The sequence below is a fragment of the Sphingomonas sp. So64.6b genome, assembly GCF_014171475.1.
In the GTDB taxonomy this organism is placed as follows: domain Bacteria; phylum Pseudomonadota; class Alphaproteobacteria; order Sphingomonadales; family Sphingomonadaceae; genus Sphingomonas; species Sphingomonas alpina_A.
In genome coordinates this window covers 4,118,552-4,141,310 of record NZ_CP048817.1, presented here as the reverse complement: position 1 = coordinate 4,141,310, position 22,759 = coordinate 4,118,552, and the positions used below count along the sequence as shown (strand labels likewise).

Here is a 22,759-nt window from a genome sequence, read left to right as displayed (position 1 = left end):
AATGTTCGTGGAGCGGAGCCCGCCGGAGAACCCGGCAACGGCGCGATTGCAGTGTGGGGGATCGAGCTGCCCGGGGCGCTCTCCCCCATTTCTCCAGAATGTGACAGTTTCGCGTCGAAAATCGGCCCGGCCATCCGACGGCCGGGCTTGTTCATGCATCGTGAAACCGGTCTCGCCGGACCTTTACCTGATCGCATCCCGGTCGCAACATGCGGCGGCGCAACGTCGCGACTCGGATTCGGGGCCGCGGCTCGGGAGGTGGAATCGATATGACGACGCTGGTAGTGACCTATCCCGTCAAGGACGGCGCCACGTTCGACGTGCGTTATTATGTCGCACGGCACATTCCGCTAGCGCGGGAAAAATGGACTCAATACGGATTGACCAGCGCACGAGCGCTGATCCCCGAGGGCCCCGGCGCCGCCTATTTCGCCATTGCGATACTCGATTTCACCGACGCCGCAGCTGCCGACCGGGCGATCGAATCGCCAGAGGCTGCCGAAGTGATAGGCGACGTGGCGAACTTCACCGATCAGCCGGCGGTCGTGACGCGCTGCGCCGAACGCTGATCCACCCTTCTCTCGAAGGGATGGATAGCCTGAAAACCCGTCCGCGCCTGACGCGGCTTCCGATCAGTCGGCGAAGAGCAGCACCGGGGTTTCGAGATATTTCTTCAAACCCTGGACGAAGCTCGCCGCGTCCCAGCCGTCAACGACGCGGTGATCGCAGCTGATCGACAGGTTCATCAGCTTGGCGCGACGGATCTCATCGCCATCAAAGACAGGGCGTTCGACGATCTTGTTCGGGCCGATGATCGCGACTTCGGGCCGATTGATCACCGGAGTCGTCGCGATTCCGCCAAGCGGGCCGAGCGAGGTGATCGTCAGGGTCGAACCCGACAATTCCTCGACCTTCGCCTTGCCAGTGCGCGCGGCCTCGGCCAAGCGAGTGATCTCGGTTGCGAGCTGCCAGACATTGCGGTCCTGCGCGTCGCGAATCACCGGGACCATCAGGCCCGCCGGAGTCTGAGTCGCCATGCCGAGATGGATCTGGCCATGGCGCGTAACCACGCCGGCCTCGTCGTCATAGCGCGCGTTGATCATCGGGAAGTCGGGGATCGTCTTGCAGATCGCGACGATCAGCAGCGGCAGCATGGTCAGCTTGGGCCGGCCGCCGCGGTTGTTGTTGAGGTCGGCGCGCATCTCCTCAAGCGCGGTCACATCGATTTCGTCGACATAAGTGAAGTGCGGGATGGCGCGTTTCGACGCGGCCATGTTCTCCGCGATTTTCCGACGCATGCCGATAACCTTGATCGGCTCATCGGCGCGCGCATTGCTGGCGTGCGGGGCCTGATAGCCCTGGCCTGAGCCATAGCGCAGAAACGCATCGAGATCGGCATGGCGAACACGGTCGCTCTCGGTCTTTACATGAGTGAGATCGATGCCGAGATCGGCCGCGCGGGCGCGGACCGCCGGTGAGGCGAGGGCGTGGGTGACCGGGGCCGGTGCTTCTTCTCCCCTCCCTGCAAGGGAGGGGTTGGGGGTGGGTGGTGAGCGCAGCGAGCTTTCGGCAGCGACAGCGGGCGCGTCACCCGGCGCTGGCGCGCCGGTACCCACCCCCGGCCCCTCCCTTGCAGAGAGGGGAGCAGGCTCGACCACTTTCTCCGCCCCAGGATTCTCCGCGCCCATCTGTTCGGCGACGTCCTGCGCCAGTTCCGCGCGTGCCGCCGCATCGCTCGTCGGTGCGTCATCCTCGTCAGCGTCGGTTTCGATCACCACCAGCGGCGCGCCGATCGATACCTGGTCGCCGACTTCACCAGCCAGTTCGATCACAATGCCCGACACCGGCGATTCCATCTCGACCGTCGCCTTGTCGGTCATCATGTCGGCCAGACCCTGGTCCTCCTCGACCCGGTCGCCGATCTTGACGTGCCACGCGACGATCTCGGCCTCGGAAATGCCTTCGCCGATATCGGGCAATTTGAATTCGAAGCGTGCCATTACGTCCTCATCACTTTCTTGAGCGCCTCGCCGATCCGCACCGGACCGGGGAAATAGGCCCATTCCAGACTGTGCGGGTAGGGCGTGTCGAAGCCGGTGACGCGCTCGATCGGCGCTTCGAGATGATAGAAACAGCGTTCCTGCACCAAAGCCGACAATTCCGCGCCAAAGCCACCAGTCCGCGTCGCCTCGTGCACGATCATGCAGCGCCCGGTCTTCTTCACCGATGCCTCGACCGTCTCAATGTCGAGCGGCACCAGGGTGCGCAGATCGATGATTTCCGCATCGACGCCGGATTCGGTCACCACCGCCATGCAGACATGGACCATCGTGCCATAGGCCAGGATGGTCAGCGCATCGCCGGCGCGCACGATCTTCGCCTTGCCCAGTTCGATCTTGTAATAACCAGTCGGCACTTCACCGGCCGGATGTTTCGACCAGTTCTGCGACGGGCGATCCCAATGGCCGTCGAACGGGCCGTTATAGATGCGCTTGGGTTCGAAGAAGAGTGTCGGATCATTGTCCTCGATCGCCGCGATCAGCAGGCCCTTGGCGTCGTACGGCGTCGACGGAATGACCGTCTTGATGCCGGAGACGTGGGTGAAGATACCCTCCGGCGATTGTGAATGCGTCTGCCCGCCGAAGATGCCGCCGCCGAATGGCGAGCGCACAGTGATCGGCGAGGTGAATTCGCCAGCCGAGCGATAGCGCAGCCGCGCCGCTTCCGAGACGAGCTGGTCAAGCGCGGGATAGATGTAATCGGCGAACTGGATTTCCGGCACCGGGCGCAGGCCGTAAGCGCCCATACCGACCGCGACGCCGATGATGCCGCATTCAGTGATCGGCGTGTCGAACACGCGGGTCTTGCCGAATTTTTCCTGCAGGCCGGCGGTGGCGCGGAACACGCCGCCGAAATAACCGACATCCTCGCCCATCACGATCACGTTCGGATCGCGCGCCATGACCACTTCCATCGCGGAATTGATCGCCTGGATCATGTTCATGCGCACGGTGGCGCCTTCGCAATCGGTTGCGCCGACCGGGGTTGCGGTTTCCATCGTCTCGTTCATTTCTTGCGTGCCCATGGCCGGCCCGAGGCGGTCTCTTCGGCGAGCATCTGCGCCTGTTGCTCGCGCAAATGCCAGGGCATCTCCTCGAACACACCGTCGAACAACGTATCGAGCGGCTGGTGCAGACCATGGCCGAGAATGCCGTTCTGCTCGGCCTCCTTCTGCGATGCCTTGACCTGTTCGGCGAGCTCCTTGTCCTGCGCGGCGTGGCGCTCCTCATCCCATTCGCCGATCGCGATCAGATGATCCTTGAGACGCTTGACCGGATCGCCAAGCGGCCAGGCGGTCGGCTCGCCTTCGGAGCGGTACTGACCCGGATCGTCGGAGGTCGAATGACCTTCGGCGCGATAAGTGAAATGCTCGATCAAGGTCGGGCCCTGATTGGTCCGGGCACGTTCGGCGGCCCAGGCGGTCGCGGCATAGACCGCCAGCGCGTCGTTACCGTCGACGCGCAGGCCGGCAATGCCATAACCCACCGCCCGCGCCGCGAACGTGGTCGATTCCGCACCGGCAAAACCCGAAAAGCTCGAGATCGCCCATTGGTTGTTGACCACGTTGAAGATCACCGGGGCGCGATAGACGCTGGCGAAGGTGCAGGCGGAATGGAAATCGCCCTCTGCGGTCGAACCCTCGCCGCACCAGGTCGCCGCGATCCGCGTGTCGCCCTTCGCGGCAGAGGCCATCGCCCAGCCCACGGCTTGCGGATATTGCGTCGCGAGATTGCCCGAGATCGAGAAGAAGCCAGCTTCCTTGACCGAATACATGATCGGCAGCTGCTTGCCCTGCAGCCGGTCGCCCCGGTTCGAGTAGATCTGGTTCATCATGTCGACCAGTGACCAGCCGCGCGCGATCAACAGCCCCTGCTGACGATAGGAGGGGAAACACATATCCTCATAATCGAGCGCGAAGGCAGCCGAGACGGCGACCGCCTCTTCCCCGGTGCACTTCATGTAGAAGCTGGTCTTGCCCTGGCGCTGGGCGCGGAACATGCGCTCGTCGAACGCGCGGACCAGTGCCATGGAGCGCAGCATCGCGCGCAACGTGTCCGGCGACAATCGCGGGTTCCACGGGCCGACCGCTTGACTCTCATGGTCGAGCACGCGGACCAGCTCATAAGCCAGGTCGATAAAACTGTCGGCAGGATCGGCGATATCGGGGCGGCGAACCGAGCCGGCGGCCGGAATCGTCACTTCGGTGAAGTCGACCGTGTCGCCGGGGCGGAACTTGGGCTCCGGCACGTACAGCGATAACGGCTTCAAATTGGCGCGCGGACTGTCGCTTGCCATGTTCTCTCCACTTCTGTCGGCGTACCCAGCCGCAACGATGGTCTGGAAGTAACGCGCGGAATCGATTTCCACTCCTTGTTATAAAATTTCAACGGCCTTGGCGAGGGGCCTGCTGTGCCCATCGTGACGATCCGTTAACCAATTGGGTCGCATGTTGGTCTCGAAAGGATTCACATCATGTACATGGCCCCGATCGTCGCCGCGAAAGCGCCCGCCTCGACTCCCGCCCGCCGCATTGTCGGTGCAGTGGTTCTGCCGCTGTCGGCCGCAGTCATGCTGCCATTCCTCGCCGTCTATGCGCTTTATGCCGGCACCGTGCTGGCGTTGCGCGCCATCCCCAAGGCACCGCGCGCCTTGCTCGACGCGGTCGATTATGCCGGCTCGGTCGCGCTCGGACGCTGACACATGCGGGTCGTGCTGGATCATCCGGCGTTCGGCCAGCTCCTCCGCTTCGTTGTAGCCGGGCTCGGCGTCACCGCCTTTTCGATCGCGGTTTACCTATTTTATGCGATGCTTCTTCAGGTCGAGCCGCTGATCGCCAATATGGTCAGCCATGGCGCGGGCGTTGCCGCGGGTTATGCGGTACATAGCCGTTGGAGCTTCCGTAGCGATGCGCGGCATGGCGATGCGACCATCCTGCGCTTCGTGCTGGTATCGGGTGTCGCGTTTGCGCTCAATTCATTGTGGGTATGGCTGGCGACCAGCTTGTTGCATGGACCGGCCTGGCTGCCGGTCCCGGCAATGTTGTTCGTGACGCCGTTCGCGAGCTTTGCGCTCAACCGGTACTGGGTTTTCAAGCAGGTTGAGCGGTACCAGCCGAATCGGCCCAAGTCGGCAAGGCCAGCAGCTAAACGGTGACTTGCTCGCCCAGCTCCAGCACCTTGCCGGGCGGGATTTTGAAGAAATCGGTCGGGTCGCTGGCATTGCGTTGCAGGAACATGAAGATGCGATCCTGCCATAATGGCATGCCCTGTTTCGCGGCGGGTTTGATCGTATTGCGGCCGATGAAATAACTCGCCTTGGCCGGGTTCATCGGCATGCGCACACCCGATGGCGCGAAGCCAAGGTCGTTCGGCACGTCGGGCGAGTCCATAAAGCCATAGGTTAGTATGACGGTCGCGAAATTCGCATCGACCTCGGTCGTCGCCACGCGCTCCTCATCGGGTACATGGGGACGATCGGCGGTGCGAATGCTGACCACCAGATTGCGCTCGTGCAGCACCTTGTTGTGCTTCAGATTATGGAGCAGCGCGCCGGGCGCGCTGTCCGGATTGGCGGTGAGGAAGATCGCCGTACCCTCGACGCGTTCGGGCGGGCGGCGCGACAGGGCGGCAGCCAGATCGGCGAGCGGCACGCTCTGGCGCTGTTCGAACATGCGCACGATGCCGCGCCCGCGCACCCAGGTATAAATCAGCAGCGCGATGATCCCGGCGACCACCAGCGGCACCCAACCGCCCTCGATCACGCGCAGGATATTCGCGCCGAAGAAGATCAGATCGAGCGCCAGGAACGGCGTGACGACGATGATCGCGACGGCGCGCGACCAGTTCCAGCGATGCCGCACGACGATATAGGCAAGGCAGGTGGTGACGACCATCGTGCCGGTCACCGCGATGCCATACGCCGCCGCCATCGCCGATGAACTGCGAAACTGGGTGACCAACACCAGCACGCCGGCAAGCAGCAGCCAGTTGATCGACGGAAGATAGATCTGCCCCGAATGCCGCGCCGAGGTCTGGCGCACACGCAGCCGGGGCAAAAGGCCGAGCTGGATCGCTTGCTGAGTCAGCGAATAAGCGCCGGTGATCACCGCCTGGCTGGCGATCACCGTCGCGACCATCGACAGGCCGACCAGCCAGGGCCGAAAGTGACCGGGCGCCATCAGGAAGAACCAGTCCTGATTGTGGAACGGCGTGCCGGCCGCCTGTGCCGCCTCAAGCGCATTCAGCGCGAACGCGCCCTGGCCGAGATAATTGAGCGTCAGTGCCGGGAAGACCAGCGCGAACCAGCCGAGCTGGATCGGCAGGCGACCGAAATGGCCCATATCGGCGGTAAGCGCCTCGGCGCCGGTAACGGTCAGGAACACCGCGCCGAGCACGAACAGGCCGGTCACACCGTGATTGGCGAGGAAGAACGCGCCATAATGCGGCGATGCGACGCGCAGGATCGAAGGCTCGTCGGCGATATGCCACAGGCCGAGCCCGCCGATCACCAGGAACCAGATGATGCACACCGGCCCGAACAGGCTGGAAACGCGTGCCGTGCCGCGCGACTGAATGACGAACAATGCGACGAGGATGATAATGGTCAGGATCAGGATGCGCCGTTCATCGATCATCGGCCCGATACCGGGCAATGTGCGCAATCCCTCGACCGCCGACAGCACCGACAAGGCGGGCGTGATGATCGCGTCACCATAGAAAAGCGACGCGCCGGCGGCACCGAGGACCAGCGCGATCAGCGATCTTTTTCCGAGCGCGCGCCGCGCCAGCGCGGTCAGCGCGAGTACGCCACCCTCGCCCTGATTGTCGGCGCGAGTCAGGAACAGCACATATTTGATCGTGACGACCAGGATCAGCGACCACAAGGCCAGGCTGAGCACGCCGAGAATCTCGCTCGCCTCGACGCCGTCGCGCGCGGTCTGGCCGAGCGCTTCACGGAACGCATAGAGCGGACTGGTGCCGATATCGCCGAACACCACGCCGATCGCACCGATCGCCAGCGCGACGGTTGCCGGTCGGGAAATGTCGGTCCGGGAAAAAGGGGAATGCCCGGATGCGTCTGTACCGGAAGACATTACGTCAATGGCCTGTCGTTGGGACGGCGCGCTCTACGCTTGTTGCATTGCAGCGCAAGTCATTTCGCGCAACCCGTTGATCATGGGGGCATGTCGCGGCATAGCAATGACATGGTTCCCTTTTCGTTCGCCGGCCACGACCTGTTTGCGCTCGCGCAGGGCGCGTTATTCTGGCCAGCGCGGCGTGCCTTGCTGGTCGCCGACCTGCATTTCGAGAAGGCAAGCTGGTTCGCCGCACGCGGCCAGATGCTCCCGCCCTATGATTCGATCGCCACGCTCACTGCGCTGACCGCCGTGGTGGAAAGCACGCAGGCGGCGGAAATCTGGTGCCTTGGCGACAGTTTTCACGATTCGGCCGGGTGCGACCGGTTGCCGGCGGACGCCTCGGCGATGTTGCGCGCGCTGACTGCGACACGGCGCTGGACCTGGATCACCGGCAACCATGACGTGGCGCTGATCGATCGTTGCGGCGGCGAGGTGGTCGACGAAGCAGTGATCGACGGGCTGGTGCTGCGCCATGAGGCCGAGCGGGACGAGGCGCGGCCCGAGCTGTCCGGCCATTTTCACCCCAAGTTCCGCGTCACTGTCCGCGGGCGCCACGTGTCGCGCCGCTGCTTCATCGCGACCGCGACCAAGTTGATCCTGCCGGCCTTCGGTTCACTGACCGGCGGCCTGGACGCCGACCATCCGGAAATAGTCCGCGCGGTCGGCGCGGGGGCCGAGGCGATGCTGCCGGTCGACAACCGAATGCTGCGCTTCCCGCTGGCGGCTTGAAATGAGCGGGTGCTCCAAGCCCCTACCCTGAAGGGGAGGGGCTTGTCTTTGGTTACTGCGTGATCGAGGGAAACGCCGCCTTGAACGCCGCAACCTTGGGTTTGTCGTATCTTACGATGTACGGGTGCCCCGGATTGCGATCGAAGAAATTCTGGTGATACGCCTCGGCCGGGAAGAAACCGCCGCTCTCCAGCTTCGTCACGATCGGCTTTGGGAAAACCTTGGCGCGACCGAGCTGCGCGATATAGGCGCCGGCGACCGATTTCTGCGCGGCATTCTGCGGGAAGATCGCCGAGCGATAGCTGATGCCGGTGTCCGGCCCCTGGCGATTAAGCTCGGTCGGATTGTGCGCGATCGAGAAATAGACCCGCAACAGCGTGCCGTAACTGACCTGCGCCGGATCGTAGACGATCTTCACCGCCTCGGCATGGCGCGTCGTCTCGGTCGACACCTGGGCATAGGTCGCGGTCGTCGCGGTGCCGCCGGCATAGCCCGAGATGACGTTGCGCACGCCCTTCACATGCTCGAACACCGCTTCCATGCCCCAGAAACAGCCGCCGGCGAAAACCGCAGTCTGCATGCCGCCGGACTTGGGAACATCCTGAGCCACAGCGGGAATCGGCACCGCACGCTCGGCATTGGCGACGCCACATCCGGCAAGCGTGGCAGCCAGCGCAGCCGCAATAAGGATCCTGTTCATGAAATCCGCCTCGTGAGTGGCGCCGATACGCGCGCCGTTACATCACGTATGAATATAGTGACGGTTCGGACGCCCGCCAGTCGCGGCTCAGCGCGAGACGTGCGCCGTCGTGGTGGCGACGCCGTTTGCGGGCGTATCGATATTGACCGGCTGGAAGCTGAAGACGCCGACCGCGCCCAGTGCAAAGCCACCGATGAACTGCCACAGAAACCCTGACTTCAGGATGCTACGCATGATCTCACCTCTTGAGCCTGTCGTCGCACCGCGCAGGCAAAAACCTCAATGACCGACCCGTCAGGAACGGGTCGTCGGAAATGCGGAGATCGGGAGTGCCCCGACGCTCTGCAATGCGGAATTACGAAACCCAGCGTTAACGCCCGCTGGCAGATCCGTTCATCCCCCGTTCGTCTGGGTAAGACGGAGCCGCAATTCGATTACCGTAGAGCGGCGCAAGCCGTCTGGATGCGTTCGCATGCTTCGCGGAGCAAATCTTCCGATGTCGCATAGGAAATCCGCATCGCCGGCGAGAGACCAAACGCCGCGCCCTGCACCGCCGCGACCTTCGCATCGTCGAGCAGATAGGCGACAAATGCCTCGTCGGTATCGATCAGCTTGCCCTTGGGCGTGGTCTTGCCGATCAGCGCGGAGAATTCGGGATAGACATAAAAGGCGCCTTCGGGCCGCGGGCAGGTGATGCCGTTGGCCTGGTTGAGCATCGACACGACCAGATCGCGGCGCGACTGGAACTTGGCGGCATTGTCCTTGAGGAATGCCTGGTCGCCGGTCAGCGCGGCAACCGACGCGGCCTGCGCAATCGAGCAGGGGTTGGAGGTCGATTGCGACTGCAGCTTGGCCATCGCCTTGATCAGCCAAGGCGCGCCAGCGGCAAAACCGATCCGCCAACCGGTCATCGCATAGGCCTTCGAACAACCGTTCGCGGTCAGCGTGCGGTCGTAGAGCGAAGGGCAAACCTCGGCGATCGTGGTGAATTCGAAGTCATCATAGATGATATGCTCATACATATCGTCGGCGAAGATCCAGACATGCGGATGGCGCTCGAACACCTCGCCCAGCGCCTTCAGTTCGGCGCGCGAATAAGCGGCGCCGGTCGGGTTCGACGGCGAATTCAGGATGACCCATTTGGTGCGCGGCGTGATCGCCGCCTCAAGCTGTTCCGGGGTCAGCTTGTAATTCTGCTGCGGACCCGCTTCGACGAACACCGGCGTGCCGTTCGCGAACAGCACGACATCGGGATAGCTGACCCAATAGGGCGCCGGAATGACCACCTCGTCGCCCGGATCGATCGTCGCGACCATCGCGTTGAACAAGGTATGTTTGCCGCCGGCATTGATGGTGATCTGGTCGCGCGCATAGGTCAGGCCGTTGTCGCGCTTGAACTTGAAGATCACCGCGTCCTTCAGCTCGGGCGTACCGTCGACATTGGTGTATTTGGTCTTGCCGTCGCGGATCGCCTTGATCCCGGCTTCCTTGATGAATTCGGGCGTATCGAAATCGGGCTCGCCGGCACCGAGGCCGATCACATCGACGCCTTTGCGCTGCAGCTCCAGCACGCGCGAGGTGATCGCGAGCGTCGGCGAAGGCTTGATACGGGCGAGCGCGGCGGATGGCTGCATGGGAACGAGCACCTCTTTGGGATCGGCTCTTGAACGAGCGGCGCGGCTATAGCCCGCGACTGTTCTCTTTCGCAACTGCAACAATCGCCGGAATCAGCCCGCGCAATGCATTGCCGAGCAGGAAACCCCCGGCGAGGTCGGCGGGGCTCAAGTCTCCCTCAACCGCACGGCCGCTGGCGATCAGGTCGGCGCGCAGCACGCCGGGCAATAGTCCGCGCGACAGCGGGGGCGTGACCAGCATGCCGTCGCGCTCGACGAAGATCGAGGTGAAGCTGCCTTCGGTCAGGAAACCGGCGGGGTCGATGAACAACACCTCGTCCTGTCCGGACCGATGGCGCGGGGCATCGTAGAAACGCCGGTCGCTGGTCTTGTGATGCAGCCGGAAATCCTCCGCCGCGACGGGCAGCGGCACGATCGCCACCCGCATAGGACCCGGCCGCGGCTCCGGCATCGGCGACACCTCAATCGCGATCGCGCCGCTCTTCGCCAGCATCAGCCGCACGCGGCGCGCGCTGCGCAGACGGAAGGTCGCGGCCTGGAGTTCGTTACGCGTGGCATGGCGGTCGAAGGTGAAGCCGAATCGCTCGGCACTCGCCTTCATCCGCGCGAGATGCCCTTCGAGCCGTTGCAGACCGATCTCCGGATCGAACGCCATCGTCTCGATCAGGTCGAAGTCGCGTTGTCCCGCGGTCAGGAATGCACCTTTGGCCAGGCTCTCGTCCCATTCCTCGTCAGCGCGCGAATCGGCGACGATGCCGCCGCCTGCGCCGAACATTGCGTAGCCGCCATCTCCTTGAATCAACAAGGTTCGAATCGCGACGTTGAACATCGCATCACCATTCGGATCGAGCCGCCCGATCGACCCGGTATAAGTTCCGCGCGGACCATGCTCGATCTCGGCAATCGCCTGCATCGCGCGAATCTTGGGGGCGCCGGTAATCGAGCCGCACGGAAACAACGCGCTCAACACGTCGATCGCGTCCCGGCGCTCGGCCAGCTCGGCGGTGACGGTCGAGACGAGCTGGTGGACGGTCGGATAATGTTCGACATGGAATAATTCAGGCACTGCGACGCTGCCGGGCCGCGCGATGCGCGACAGATCGTTGCGCATCAGGTCGACGATCATTAGATTCTCGGCGCGCTGCTTGGTGTCGGCGGCGAGTCCCGCTGCCAGGGCGCGGTCTTCTTCCGGCGTGTTGCCCCGTCGCGTCGTGCCCTTCATCGGCCGGCATGTCAGCTTGCCCTGTTCGGCGGCGAAGAATAATTCGGGCGACAGCGACAAAAGCATGTCTTTGCCGGTATTGACGACCGCGCCATAGCCCGCCCGGGCACGTCCGCGCAGTTGCGCGTAAAGCGCGAGCGGATCGCCCGCATAGCGAACGCGCGAGCGATAGGTCAGGTTCGCCTGATAGATGTCGCCCGCCGCGATCAGGTCGAGGACCCGGGCGAGTTGCCCGTCATAGGTCGCGCGATCGATCTCCGGCACCGGCAGCCCGATCCACGCACTCGCGGGGTCGGGCAACAAGGTGGGCACGTCGTCCGGCGCGATCTCCTCATATCCCTTGAAAAGGCCGAACCAGAGCAATGGCGTCGTCGCACCGAGTTCACCGAGCACCGGCTCGAACGCAGCGCCAGCCTCATAGGACAGGAAACCCGCCGCATGGAGGCCGTCGCCGCGCGCCTCGCGCAATTCGGCGAGCGCGGGCAACACCATGATCGTGTCATATGTCTCTATGACTCGCACCGGCGCGCGATAGAGCCGCGCCGGCGCACCACCGTCACGAGCATCATCGAGCAGGACAAAGGGGGCATCGATCGGCATTGTCGCCGCCCTGTAGAGCGAAAACGGGGCGATGTGCCAGTGTGGGCGCCAGTGCGGCCCCTTCGATCACCGCCGGCGCGACCAGATTGCTCCATCGCGTGCCGACTTCCCGGCAAAAACGCGAGCCGTCGCCAAAGATCGGCGACCGAAGATTGACTGGCAGCAGTGGCGCGACCATTTCGGGGGCATGGCTAACCCACCGATGCGCGCCGCGATCATCCCCGTCACTCCATTACAGCAGAATTGCACCCTGTTGTGGTGCACTGCCACGATGAAGGGCGCGTTTGTCGATCCGGGCGGAGACCTGCCCAAGCTCAAGGCGGCAGCGGCGCAGCATGGCGTGGATGTGGAGAAGATCATCCTGACCCATGGCCATTTCGACCATTGTGGGGAGGCCAAGCCGCTCGCCGAGGAGCTTGGCATCCCGATCGAGGGGCCGCACCGCGACGACCTGTTCCTGCTCGAGACGCTGGCCGAGGACGGCGCAAAATACGGCATCATGGGCGGCAAGGCATTCGTACCCGACCGCTGGCTGGTCGAGGGCGACACGGTCACCGTCGGCGAGCTGACCTTCCACGTCTATGAAACGCCCGGCCACACGCCCGGGCACGTCATCTTCCATCATCCCGAATCGAAGCTCGCTTTGGTCGGCGATGTGTTGTTCCAGGGGTCGGTCGGCCGGACCGATTTCCCGCGCGGCAATCACGCCGAGCTGCTGAAATCGATCGCGACCAAGCTCTGGCCGCTCGGCGACGATACCGCGTTCATTCCGGGGCATGGCCCGATGAGCAATTTCGCGCATGAGCGCGCTCACAACCCGTTCGTCAGCGATATCGCGCTCGCAGAGTAAGATGGTATCTTTGAAAATTCGCAGAAGAGCGAATTTCAAACAGGCATTCAGCCGGCCGGCGTGATCACCTCAACCGGATCGTTCGCCGGCGCGTGCTGTGCCGCGATCAGCGGCAGCGCAATGGCGTAACCGCCAAGGCCGAGCAACAACAGGAACGTCACCAGCGTACCCGCCGTCCGCGCATATTTCAGCCCGTCCATGCCAAGCGGGTGAGCGACGCGAGCGAGCAGGAACAATGTGCTGGCCACCCATAGCCAGGTCGCTGTGCCGGCGGTGAATTCGATCAGCGCAATCAGGATGACGATGAACGGTGCATATTCGACGAAATTGGCCTGGGCGCGCATGCGGCAGATCAACCGTTCGTCGCCGCCATCGCCGATGCTGACTTTGGCCGTCGTGCGCACCTGACCGACGCGAATCGCCAGCCATAGCGCAATCAGCGCCGCCCCGCCCGCGGTCACCAAAGTGACCGGCAGCATCACCGTTTCCATCGCTAGTCTCCCCCTGATCTTATGAGGGCAGACCCTGCCAGTCCGCGCACAAGCTTGCAACGCCGTGCGGAATCGCTATAGGCGCAACGCTTCGCGACGTGTCCGGCCGCCGGTGCCACCTGCGGTCGACCTTACCCGTCGGTTGCGCGGTGCCTGTTACGGGCTTATCGCAGTTTTGATCCAGACAAAGGTTTCGCCGAAATGGCCGTCCCCAAGAGAAAAACCACGCCGTCGAAGCGCGGCATGCGCCGTTCGCATGATTCGCTGCCGATCGAATCGTATCAGGAATGCCCGAATTGCGGCGAACTGAAGCGTCCGCACAATCTGTGCGGTTCGTGTGGCCATTATAATGGCCGCGAGATCGTTTCGGTCGAAGGCTGACCAAGGCTTCACTTCGGAAGGGAGCAAGCGACGTGTCGAACAGCTCCCGGATCGCCGTCGATGCGATGGGCGGTGACAAGGGACTGGCAGTGATGCTGGCCGGTGTCGCGCGTGCGCGCCGGCGTTTCCCCGATATGCAGTTCATTCTGGTCGGTGACGAGACGGCGATCCGCGATGGATTGCTCAGTCACCCGAACCTGACTGCGCATTCCGAGATCGTCCATGCCCCCGAAGTGGTCGGGTCGAGCGACAAGCCCGGCCAGGCGCTGCGCCGCGCCAAGACCACCTCGATGGGCATTGCGATCGACATGGTGAAACAGGGCCGCGCCGCCGCCTGCGTTTCATCGGGTAATACCGGTGCGCTGATGGCGATGGCGAAGGTATCGCTGCGCATGATCCCCGGGATCGACCGCCCTGCGCTTGCCGCCTTGCTGCCGACGCTCGGCGACAATGACGTGGTCGTGCTCGACCTCGGCGCCAATACCGAATGCGACGCGCGCAATCTCGTCCAGTTCGCGGTGATGGGCGCCGCCTATGCGCGCACCACGCTCGATCTCGAATCCCCGCGCGTCGCGCTGCTTAATATCGGCAGCGAGGATCAGAAGGGCACCGACGAGATTCGCGATGCCGCACGCGATCTGAAGGCCGCGACTCACTTGCCGATGACCTTTTCCGGTTTCGTCGAAGGCGACCAGCTATCGCACGGCGATGTCGACGTGATCGTGTGCGACGGTTTTTCGGGCAATATCGCGCTCAAGACCGCCGAGGGCACTGCGCGCTTCGTCGCCGATCTGCTCAAGCGCGCTTTCCGCAGCTCGATCCGCTCCAAGATCGGTTTCCTGATCTCCAAACCGGCGACCGAACTGCTGCGCCATCATCTCGATCCCAATAATCACAACGGCGCGGTGTTTCTCGGTCTCAACGGCCTGGTCGTGAAAAGCCATGGCGGTGCCAACGAGGTTGGCGTGGCGACGGCGATCGCCGCCGCGGCCAAAATGGTCCGCGACGATCTGACCCGCCGCATCGCCGAGGACCTCGGCAATTTCGAGGCTAAAGCAGCATGATCCGCAGCATCATCACCGGCACCGGATCGGCCCTGCCTACCCGCCGCGTCTCGAACGCCGAACTGGCCGAGACCGTCGACACGACCGACGAATGGATCGTCGAGCGCACCGGCATCCGTTTCCGCCATATCGCCGGCCCCGACGAGACCACCGCGACGCTCGCCGCCGATGCATGCCGCGCTGCGCTGGGTGCGGCGGGCCGCTCGGCACAGGATATCGACCTGATCGTGCTGGCCACCGCCACGCCCGACCAGACCTTTCCGGCGAGCGCAACCAAGGTCCAGGCGATGCTCGGCATTGACGATTGCGTTGCATTCGACGTCGCCGCGGTCTGTTCCGGCTTTCTTTATGCGTTGCAGGTCGCCGACAGCATGATTCGCGCTGGCGCGTACCATCGCGCGCTGGTCATCGGCGCCGAGACGTTCAGCCGTATCCTCGACTGGGAGGACCGCACGACCTGTGTCCTGTTTGGCGACGGTGCCGGTGCGATCGTGCTTGAAGGTGAAGAGGGAACCGGCGAACGCGGCATCCTCGCCACCAAACTCCACGCCGATGGCCGCCATAACGAACTGCTCTATGTCGATGGCGGTCCCTCGACTACCGGTACGGTTGGCAAGGTCCGCATGAAGGGTCGCGAGGTGTTCCGCCACGCGGTGGTCAATCTCGCCAGCGTGATGGGCGAATCGCTCGCGCTTGCCGGCCTTACCTCGGACGATGTCGACTGGGTCGTGCCGCATCAGGCCAATGCCCGCATCCTCGACGCGACCGCGCGCAAACTCGGCCTGGCACCTGAAAAGGTCGTGGTCACTGTCGATCAGCATGCCAATACGTCGGCCGCCTCGGTGCCGCTGGCGCTCGACACGGCGGTACGCGACGGGCGGATCAAACCCGGCCAGCTGATCGTGCTCGAGGCGATGGGTGGGGGTTTCACCTGGGGTGCGGCGGTCGTTCGACTCTAGGGTCGGAATCAAGCTCCAGCCGCAACAAACACTTGCGAGTTGAAACGCTAGCGTCACAAACCCCTTTCCGTCTGTTCGATCATTGTGTTAGGCAGACTTTCTGCCACGCTTTTGGGGGAAGGATGGTCGCATGGAGCCTGCCGGTACACTGACACGGGCCGATCTGGCCGAATCACTGCATCATCAGGTGGGGCTGTCGCGTGCCGACTCGTCCAAGCTGGTCGAACAGATTCTCGGCCATATGTGCGAAGCGCTCTCCAAGGGTGAGAACGTCAAGATTTCCGGCTTCGGCACCTTTGTGCTGCGCGACAAGGGCGAGCGCATTGGGCGCAATCCCAAGACCGGGGTCGAAGTGCCGATCGCGCCACGCCGCGTACTCACTTTCCGCGCAAGCCAGATGATGCGCGACCGTATCGTCAGCGGTAGCTGATCGAATTATGGCGGTCGTCTCCGAAAAGGCGGCGGGCGCGTTCCGGACGATCGGCGAACTGTCCCGCGAAACGGGCATTCCACAGCATATCCTGCGCTATTGGGAAACGCGCTTCCCGCAACTACGTCCGCTGCAGCGCGCCGGGCGCCGCCGCTATTATCGGCCCGAGGACGTCGCGCTCGTATTGCGGATCAGCGCATTGCTCGACCAACAGGGTTATACGATTCGCGGCGTCCAGCAGATGTTATCGACGGAGCGCAAGCGATCCGGCGGTGAAGGCGAGGATGTCTCGGGAGGCGGCGCCAATCTCGATCAGGTGAAGGCCGTACGCGACCGCCTGGCACGGGCGCTGCGCGAAGACTTGCCCTGATTACCAAGCAGTTTTTGCGCTAAGCTGATCCTCGCTGGCACTAACGCGGCGCGAGACCGGTCGCGAGCATATCGGCGATCACATCGGCCACCGACTCGGGCGAGACATCCTCTTCCCACACGCCGTAGCGCAGCCCGAGAAACACGTTCATCCCCATCACAGCCCAGGCATGGACCTCGGACACGTCGCCACGCACTTCGCCACGCGTCGCCGCGGCCTGGAGCCGACGGGCAATTCGATCGGCGGTGGTCGCATAATGCAGGCGGAAGCTTTCCGGGTCGACGAACTCTGCCTCGTCGATGATTCGGTATAATTCCTTGTGACCACGTACGAACTCAATAAAATGCAGCAGCCCGGCACGCTCGGCTGCGATCTGGTCTGGCGCGGCGCGAATCAGCGGCGCGACATGGTCGCGCACCTGGTCCGACATGTCGCGCACCAGTGCCCGGAACACCGCGTCCTTCGAATCGAAATAGGTATAGAAACTGCCCAGCGCGACACCTGCGCGGCGCGTGATACCGCTGACCGACGCCTCATGAAAACCGCGTTCGCCGAATTCCAGCGCCGCCGCATCGAGGATCGCGCGCATCGTCTTGCGACCGCGCTCAGTGCGCGGCGCCTTGCCCTCACCCGCCGCGCTGACTGCGCGATCATGGCCTTCGACCTGTGCAGGCGTTGCTCTTTCGCCACGCTCGACCGGCATTCTTTCTCTCCCCAGCAAGTCCAAGTTGAAACCTGGTTCATGTTTCAGTATAGCCTCCCGGAACGGTGCACAACCCGGAACGAACCGGGACGCGACAGCGCGGCGCCACAAGGAGGGGAAGAACATCATGTCACGCCTTTACGCCGCACGCACGCTACTCAACGCCGGCGTCGCGATCGCCGCACTCACCGCCCCATTTTCCATAGCGCCAGCTTTCGCACAGGACGCGCCTGCCGCCGATCAGGCGGTGGCCGAAGACATGGGCGATGACATCATTGTTTCGGCCCGTCGCCGCGATGAGCGGCTGATCGACGTGCCAATCGCGATCACCGCCTTTTCGGGCGCGCAGCTCGAAGCGGTGGGCGCACTCGATATCACCGACATTTCCAACGTCACGCCGAACGTCACGCTGGAAACCTCGCGCGGGACCAACTCGACACTCAGCGCTTTCATCCGTGGCGTCGGCCAGCAGGATCCGGTTGCCGGTTTCGAAGCGGGTGTCGGCATTTATCTCGACGATGTGTACCTCAATCGCCCGCAGGCCGCCGTGCTCGACATTTACGATGTCGAGCGGATCGAAGTGCTGCGCGGGCCCCAGGGCACCCTTTATGGCCGAAACACGATTGGCGGCGCGGTGAAATATGTCAGCAGGCGGATCGGCGACGATCCGACGCTCAACCTGCGCGCGAGCTATGGCAGCTATAATCAGGCTGACGGCGTGATCAGCGCGAGCACACCGATCGGCAATACCGGCTTCAAGGTCGGCGCGGCGGTTGCCCGTCTCAGCCGTGGGGGCTTTGGCGACAATTTCACCACCGGCCAGGAAAACTATAACAAGGATTTATGGGGCGCGCGCGGCACGATCCAGTACGAGCCGAGTTCCAGCGCATTCTTCCGCCTGTCGGGCGATTATACCAAGGACAACAGCAATGCGCGCGGCGGCCATCGGTTGATCCCGGGCCTGGCCTCAGGCGCCCCGGTGCTCACCAATGTCTACGATAGCCGTGGCGGCCTTGCCGGACCGAAACAGCAAGTCGAAGCCTATGGCGGGTCGTTCTTCGCCGAATTGAAGCCGGCCGATTTCCTGACCTTCCGCAGCATTACCGGTTATCGTAAGGATGACAGCTCCTCGCCGATCGATTTCGACGCACTGCCTGCGGTCGATGTCGATGTCCCCGCCTTCTACAACAACAAACAGTTCAGCCAGGAAGTGCAGCTGCTGATCGATACCGGTCCGTTCAACGCACTGGTCGGCCTTTATTATCTCGACGCGGAAGCGCGCACGGTATTCGATGTCCGTCTGCCGGGCACGGTTACCGCGCTGACCTTCGGGAACGTCAGGACCGATACTGTCGCGATCTTTGCGGACGCAACCTACGACGTCACACCAAGCCTCAGTCTGTCGGTTGGTGGCCGTTATACCTGGGACAATCGCAACTCGCAGATTCAGCGCAACGTCTATCTCGGTTCGTCGCCTTTCTTCGGCGGCACCACCGCACCGCTCGTGCGGCAGACCGATTTCCGGGGTGCGGCAAGCTTCCAGAAATTCACCCCGCGCGCATCGATCACCTTCAAGCCCAACGCGGACAACACGCTTTACGCAAGCTATGCCAAGGGCTTCAAAGGCGGCGGCTTCGACCCACGCGGCGTCGGCACGGCAGCGCCGGATCTGAACGGCAATGGCATCACGGGTGCCGGCGGCGATCGATCCGATATCTATAATTTCCTATCGTTCGATCCGGAAACCGTCGAGAGCTATGAGATCGGTTACAAGGCGTCGCTGTTCGATCGTCGGTTGACCCTCGCGCTGGCCGGCTTCCATTCCAACTATACCGATGTCCAGGTGCCCGGATCGGTCGGTGCGATCGTCGGGGGTATCCAGACATTTATCGGTATCACCACCAATGCCGGCAAGGCGCGGATCAACGGGCTTGAGGCCGAGGCCAATCTGACCGTCATCCAGGGTGCCGGCGGGGAGAAGCTGACGCTGGCGGGCACGGTCGGTTATATCGATGCGAAATATACCAAGTTCATCGACAGCCGCGGCATCAATGTGGCGGCCAATCGCAAATTCCAGAACACGCCAGACCTGACCGCAAGCGGCACGGTCGCGCTCAGCTTGCCGATCGCGTCGGGATCGGTCGATATGAACTCGACCGTGTCTTACCGCAGCGATTCACAGCAGTTCGAATTGCGCACGCCGGGTCTCGACCAGCCGAAATACGCGCTGCTCGATGCGAACATCGTCTATAATATCAACGACCAATTCTCGATCGGCGTGCACGGCAAGAATCTGACCAATAAGCGTTACATCGTGTCCGGCTATAACTTCCTGCTGCAAAACCCCGATACCGGCGCATTCTTGCGGACGCCCGCGCCGGCAAACGCGCTCCGCCCATCACTTGGGGCCGAAGGCGTGCTCACCGCTTATTACGGCAACCCGCGCCAGGTGTTCGCGACCTTCACCGCGAAGTTCTGATCGCGAAATTCTGATCCGGCGTTTCGTTTAAGGGGGGATGGAACCGGGCGCTCGACACGGTACGAGTGTCCGGTTCTTTCTATCGGGGAGTGGCGTGATGGCGACGAAGACACCGGTGACCAAGTCGCGCTATCCCGCCGTCGTGCTGGCGATGCTGCTGCTCGTCTATATCTTCAATTTCCTCGACCGGCAGATTCTTGGTATCCTGGTCCAGCCGATCAAGGCCGATCTCGGCCTGACCGACACCCAGCTCGGCGCGCTCGGCGGGATTGCCTTTGCGATGCTGTATTCGACGCTCGCCATCCCACTCGCCTTCCTTGCCGACCGCACCAGCCGCAGCTGGGTGATCACGGCGTCGCTGACGGTATGGAGCGGTTTCACCGCGCTGTGCGGTATCGCCACGGGCTTTTGGCAGCTATTCGCGTTCCGCCTGGGCGTCGGTGTCGGCGAGGCGGGCGGCGTGGCGCCATCCTATGCGCTGATCGCGGACTATTTCCCGCCGGAGCGCCGCGCGCGGGCGCTGGCGATCTATTCGCTCGGCATTCCGATCGGACTCGCCTCGGGTACCTTGCTCGGTGCGTATATCGCCAACCATGTCGACTGGCGTGCAGCGTTCCTGATCGTCGGCCTCGCCGGAATCGTCATCGCGCCGATCTTCCGTCTTGTCGTGAAGGAGCCGCCACGCCCCACTGCGATCAAGGGCGCCGCGCCGATTTCCGCCGTGTTCGCGATCCTCGCAAAGAAACCAAGCTTCTGGCTGATGGCTTTTGCCGCCTCGATGAGCTCGATGGCCGGTTATGGCCTCGCATTTTGGGTGCCGTCTGTGCTGATCCGCAGTTTCCATTTCGACCTCGCCACCACCTCCTATTATTTCGGCTCGCTGCTGCTGATCGGCGGCGTGGCCGGCGTGTTCCTCGGCGGCGTGCTGGCCGATCGGCTGGGCAAGATCGATCGCGGCTTCTACGCCAAGCTTCCTGCCTTCGCCTGGCTGATCACCGCGCCGCTGTTCATCGCCGGCTTCCTTTCGCCATCACCGGTGGTCGCCTGGGCATTCTTCCTGATTCCGAACGCGCTCAATATATTATGGCTCGGTCCGCTGGTCACCGCCGTCCAGCATCTCGTGCCGGCGCATATGCGCGCAACCGCATCGGCCAGCTTCCTGTTCATCAACAATCTGATCGGGCTGGGCGTCGGATCATGGCTGATGGGCCGAATGTCCGATTATATGACTCCGCAATTCGGCAATGAGGCGCTGCGTTATTCGGCGATCATCGTGGTCTGCTTCTACTTCGTCGCCACCTTGCTCGCTTTCCTCGCGATCAAGCCGCTGCGCCGCGATTGGGTGGACGAACCGGTGGTCTGAATCACCGCTCACGCGTCGCGGCGAATTTCACCTTGGGATAGCGGTCGGACACGTAACCCACATCCCATGCGGTCTTCGCCAGATAAACCGGGTTGCCGTCGCGGTCCTTGGCCATGGCGTTGCGGTTGAGATCCATGAACGCCTTGAGATCGGCGGGGTCCGCCGCCGAGATCCACCGCGCGGTGTCGAACGGCGCCATTTCGAGCCCGGCATCGACCTTGTACTCGGCCTCGAGCCGGCTGAGCAGCACTTCGAGTTGGAGCTGCCCGACCACGCCGACGATCCAGTTGGAGCCGATCTCCGGGTAAAAGACCTGCGTCACGCCTTCCTCGGCCATGTCGTCGAGCGCCTTGCGCAGCTGCTTGGTCTTGGTCGGGTCCTTCAGCGCGACACGGCGCAGGATTTCCGGCGCGAAGTTGGGCAAGCCGGTGAAACGCACATCGGCGCGCTCGCTCATCGTATCGCCGACCCTGAGCGTGCCGTGATTGGGAATGCCGATGATGTCGCCCGGAAAAGCCTCGTCCGCCAGTTCGCGGTTCTGCGCGAAGAACAGGATCGGCGAATGTACCGCGATCGGCTTACCATGCCCGGTCGGGGTGAGCTTCATGCCGCGTTTGAAGGTGCCTGAGCAGAGCCGCATGAACGCGATACGGTCGCGGTGATTGGGGTCCATATTGGCCTGGACCTTGAAGATGAAGCCGGTGACGTCGGCACGGCTCGGCAGGACCGGTGCGGGCTCGGCCGGCTGTGGACGCGGCCCCGGCGCATGTTTGCCGAGCGCGGCGATCAGTTCCGCCACGCCGAAATCCTTCAATGCGGAGCCGAAATAGACCGGCGTGAGGTCGCCCGATCGATACGCCTCGACATCGAAACCGGCATAACCGCCCATCGCCAGTTCGGCCTCGTCACGCAATGTCGCGAGACCGGATGCGGAAATCACCTTCTCCAGCGCCGAATCGTCGAGCCCCGTGAACGCCGCCGCCCGGCCCATGAATTCGCGCGAAGGCCCCTCGGGCTGGCTCAGCGTGTTGCCGTGGAGGTCATACACCCCCTCGAAATCGCTGCCCATGCCGACCGGCCAGCTCATCGGCGTAACGTCGAGCGCCAGCACATCGGCGATCTCGTCGAGCAGTTCGAACGGCGGACGGCCCTCGCGATCGACCTTGTTGACGAAGGTGATGATCGGCACCGAGCGCAGCCGGCACACTTCGAACAATTTGCGCGTCTGCGCCTCGATGCCGCGCGCCGCGTCGATCACCATCACCGCGGAATCGACCGCGGTCAGCGTGCGATAGGTATCCTCGCTGAAATCCTCATGCCCCGGCGTATCGAGCAGGTTGAAGGTCAGCCCGTCCTTCTCGAAGGTCATTACCGATGAGGTGACCGAAATGCCGCGCTGCTGCTCGATCTTCATCCAGTCGGATCGGGCGCGCCGGTTCTGCCCGCGCGCCTTGACCTCACCGGCAAGATGGATCGCGCCGCCGAAATAAAGCAGCTTCTCGGTCAAAGTGGTCTTGCCGGCGTCGGGATGCGAAATGATCGCGAAAGTGCGCCGGTCGGAAATATGGTCGGAACTGGTCGTCATC

General features: G+C 63.2%; 23 protein-coding genes. 12 read left to right on the top strand and 11 right to left on the bottom strand.

The window, feature by feature from the left end; all coding sequences use genetic code 11:
- The first annotated feature begins 269 nt into the window (after window positions 1-269).
- Window positions 270-569 (top strand): EthD family reductase, encoded by a 300-nt coding sequence (locus G4G27_RS19835; protein ID WP_183110233.1) that lies wholly within the window; start codon window positions 270-272, stop codon window positions 567-569.
- Window positions 570-632: 63 nt separating this feature from the next.
- Here the strand turns inward: G4G27_RS19835 and G4G27_RS19830 are convergent, their stop codons facing one another.
- The 3 genes from G4G27_RS19830 to G4G27_RS19820 form a co-directional block, all read right to left on the bottom strand.
- Window positions 633-2,000, bottom strand: a complete 1,368-nt coding sequence (locus G4G27_RS19830) for a dihydrolipoamide acetyltransferase family protein (RefSeq protein ID WP_183110232.1) — start codon at window positions 1,998-2,000, stop codon at window positions 633-635.
- Entirely contained in the window at window positions 2,000-3,004 is a 1,005-nt protein-coding gene (locus tag G4G27_RS19825; protein WP_183113919.1) for an alpha-ketoacid dehydrogenase subunit beta, read from the bottom strand. Before G4G27_RS19825 ends, G4G27_RS19830 begins: the two co-directional genes overlap by 1 nt.
- 62 nt (window positions 3,005-3,066) lie before the next feature.
- Window positions 3,067-4,356 (bottom strand): 3-methyl-2-oxobutanoate dehydrogenase (2-methylpropanoyl-transferring) subunit alpha, encoded by a 1,290-nt coding sequence (locus G4G27_RS19820; RefSeq protein ID WP_183110231.1) that lies wholly within the window; start codon window positions 4,354-4,356, stop codon window positions 3,067-3,069.
- Window positions 4,357-4,533: 177 nt separating this feature from the next.
- On the opposite strand from G4G27_RS19820, the gene G4G27_RS19815 reads away from it, so the two are divergent.
- Together G4G27_RS19815 and G4G27_RS19810 are read left to right on the top strand one after the other, a co-directional pair.
- The gene (locus tag G4G27_RS19815) at window positions 4,534-4,758 is read left to right on the top strand and encodes a hypothetical protein (protein WP_183110230.1); all 225 of its coding nucleotides are present in this window, start codon (window positions 4,534-4,536) and stop codon (window positions 4,756-4,758) included.
- Between the two features lie 3 nt (window positions 4,759-4,761).
- Complete coding sequence (locus G4G27_RS19810; RefSeq protein WP_183110229.1) at window positions 4,762-5,214, top strand: GtrA family protein; 453 nt, start codon at window positions 4,762-4,764, stop codon at window positions 5,212-5,214.
- Here G4G27_RS19810 and G4G27_RS19805 read toward each other — a convergent pair.
- Entirely contained in the window at window positions 5,204-7,153 is a 1,950-nt protein-coding gene (locus G4G27_RS19805) for a potassium transporter Kup (protein WP_183110228.1), read from the bottom strand. The genes G4G27_RS19810 and G4G27_RS19805 overlap by 11 nt on opposite strands.
- A 111-nt stretch (window positions 7,154-7,264) precedes the next feature.
- On the opposite strand from G4G27_RS19805, the gene pdeM reads away from it, so the two are divergent.
- Complete coding sequence (gene pdeM, locus G4G27_RS19800; protein WP_183110227.1) at window positions 7,265-7,927, top strand: ligase-associated DNA damage response endonuclease PdeM; 663 nt, start codon at window positions 7,265-7,267, stop codon at window positions 7,925-7,927.
- A gap of 52 nt (window positions 7,928-7,979) precedes the next feature.
- Here the strand turns inward: pdeM and msrA are convergent, their stop codons facing one another.
- The 4 genes from msrA to pabB all read right to left on the bottom strand — a co-directional run bounded on the left by msrA (window position 7,980) and on the right by pabB (window position 12,083).
- Window positions 7,980-8,627 carry a peptide-methionine (S)-S-oxide reductase MsrA gene (gene msrA / locus G4G27_RS19795; RefSeq protein WP_183110226.1) on the bottom strand — a complete coding sequence of 216 codons (648 nt, stop codon included), beginning with the start codon at window positions 8,625-8,627 and terminating at the stop codon, window positions 7,980-7,982.
- 87 nt (window positions 8,628-8,714) lie between these two features.
- Window positions 8,715-8,861 carry a hypothetical protein gene (locus tag G4G27_RS19790; RefSeq protein WP_183110225.1) on the bottom strand — a complete coding sequence of 49 codons (147 nt, stop codon included), beginning with the start codon at window positions 8,859-8,861 and terminating at the stop codon, window positions 8,715-8,717.
- Window positions 8,862-9,061: 200 nt separating this feature from the next.
- A complete protein-coding gene (locus G4G27_RS19785) occupies window positions 9,062-10,261 on the bottom strand; it encodes a pyridoxal phosphate-dependent aminotransferase (RefSeq protein WP_183110224.1) in 1,200 nt (399 codons plus the stop codon).
- Window positions 10,262-10,307: 46 nt separating this feature from the next.
- Window positions 10,308-12,083 (bottom strand): aminodeoxychorismate synthase component I, encoded by a 1,776-nt coding sequence (pabB, locus tag G4G27_RS19780; protein WP_183110223.1) that lies wholly within the window; start codon window positions 12,081-12,083, stop codon window positions 10,308-10,310.
- A gap of 187 nt (window positions 12,084-12,270) precedes the next feature.
- Here pabB and G4G27_RS19775 point away from each other — a divergent pair, with 187 nt between their 5' ends.
- A complete protein-coding gene (locus G4G27_RS19775) occupies window positions 12,271-12,933 on the top strand; it encodes an MBL fold metallo-hydrolase (RefSeq protein WP_275944102.1) in 663 nt (220 codons plus the stop codon).
- Window positions 12,934-12,980: 47 nt separating this feature from the next.
- Here G4G27_RS19775 and G4G27_RS19770 read toward each other — a convergent pair whose 3' ends face one another.
- Window positions 12,981-13,424 carry an MAPEG family protein gene (locus tag G4G27_RS19770; protein ID WP_183110222.1) on the bottom strand — a complete coding sequence of 148 codons (444 nt, stop codon included), beginning with the start codon at window positions 13,422-13,424 and terminating at the stop codon, window positions 12,981-12,983.
- A 201-nt stretch (window positions 13,425-13,625) separates the two neighbouring features.
- Here G4G27_RS19770 and rpmF point away from each other — a divergent pair, with 201 nt between their 5' ends.
- The 5 genes from rpmF to G4G27_RS19745 all read left to right on the top strand — a co-directional run bounded on the left by rpmF (window position 13,626) and on the right by G4G27_RS19745 (window position 16,628).
- Entirely contained in the window at window positions 13,626-13,805 is a 180-nt protein-coding gene (gene rpmF / locus G4G27_RS19765) for a 50S ribosomal protein L32 (RefSeq protein ID WP_034157833.1), read from the top strand.
- A 32-nt stretch (window positions 13,806-13,837) separates the two neighbouring features.
- Window positions 13,838-14,869 carry a phosphate acyltransferase PlsX gene (plsX, locus tag G4G27_RS19760; protein ID WP_183110221.1) on the top strand — a complete coding sequence of 344 codons (1,032 nt, stop codon included), beginning with the start codon at window positions 13,838-13,840 and terminating at the stop codon, window positions 14,867-14,869.
- Window positions 14,866-15,828 (top strand): beta-ketoacyl-ACP synthase III, encoded by a 963-nt coding sequence (locus G4G27_RS19755; protein ID WP_183110220.1) that lies wholly within the window; start codon window positions 14,866-14,868, stop codon window positions 15,826-15,828. Before plsX ends, G4G27_RS19755 begins: the two co-directional genes overlap by 4 nt.
- 130 nt (window positions 15,829-15,958) lie before the next feature.
- On the top strand, window positions 15,959-16,258 hold the full coding sequence (locus tag G4G27_RS19750; protein ID WP_183110219.1) for an integration host factor subunit alpha: 300 nt from the start codon (window positions 15,959-15,961) through the stop codon (window positions 16,256-16,258).
- A 7-nt stretch (window positions 16,259-16,265) separates the two neighbouring features.
- Complete coding sequence (locus G4G27_RS19745) at window positions 16,266-16,628, top strand: MerR family transcriptional regulator (RefSeq protein ID WP_183110218.1); 363 nt, start codon at window positions 16,266-16,268, stop codon at window positions 16,626-16,628.
- A 40-nt stretch (window positions 16,629-16,668) separates the two neighbouring features.
- Here G4G27_RS19745 and G4G27_RS19740 read toward each other — a convergent pair whose 3' ends face one another.
- The gene (locus tag G4G27_RS19740) at window positions 16,669-17,331 is read right to left on the bottom strand and encodes a TetR/AcrR family transcriptional regulator (RefSeq protein WP_183110217.1); all 663 of its coding nucleotides are present in this window, start codon (window positions 17,329-17,331) and stop codon (window positions 16,669-16,671) included.
- 127 nt (window positions 17,332-17,458) lie between these two features.
- Between G4G27_RS19740 and G4G27_RS19735 the strand changes: the two genes are divergently transcribed.
- Both G4G27_RS19735 and G4G27_RS19730 read left to right on the top strand, forming a co-directional pair.
- Window positions 17,459-19,810, top strand: coding sequence for a TonB-dependent receptor (locus tag G4G27_RS19735; protein ID WP_183110216.1), 2,352 nt, complete (start codon window positions 17,459-17,461; stop codon window positions 19,808-19,810).
- A 97-nt stretch (window positions 19,811-19,907) separates the two neighbouring features.
- Complete coding sequence (locus tag G4G27_RS19730) at window positions 19,908-21,173, top strand: MFS transporter (protein ID WP_183110215.1); 1,266 nt, start codon at window positions 19,908-19,910, stop codon at window positions 21,171-21,173.
- Window position 21,174: 1 nt separating this feature from the next.
- On the opposite strand, the gene G4G27_RS19725 is transcribed toward G4G27_RS19730, so the two are convergent.
- Window positions 21,175-22,758, bottom strand: a complete 1,584-nt coding sequence (locus G4G27_RS19725) for a peptide chain release factor 3 (protein WP_183110214.1) — start codon at window positions 22,756-22,758, stop codon at window positions 21,175-21,177.
- Between the last annotated feature and the right edge of the window lies 1 nt (window position 22,759).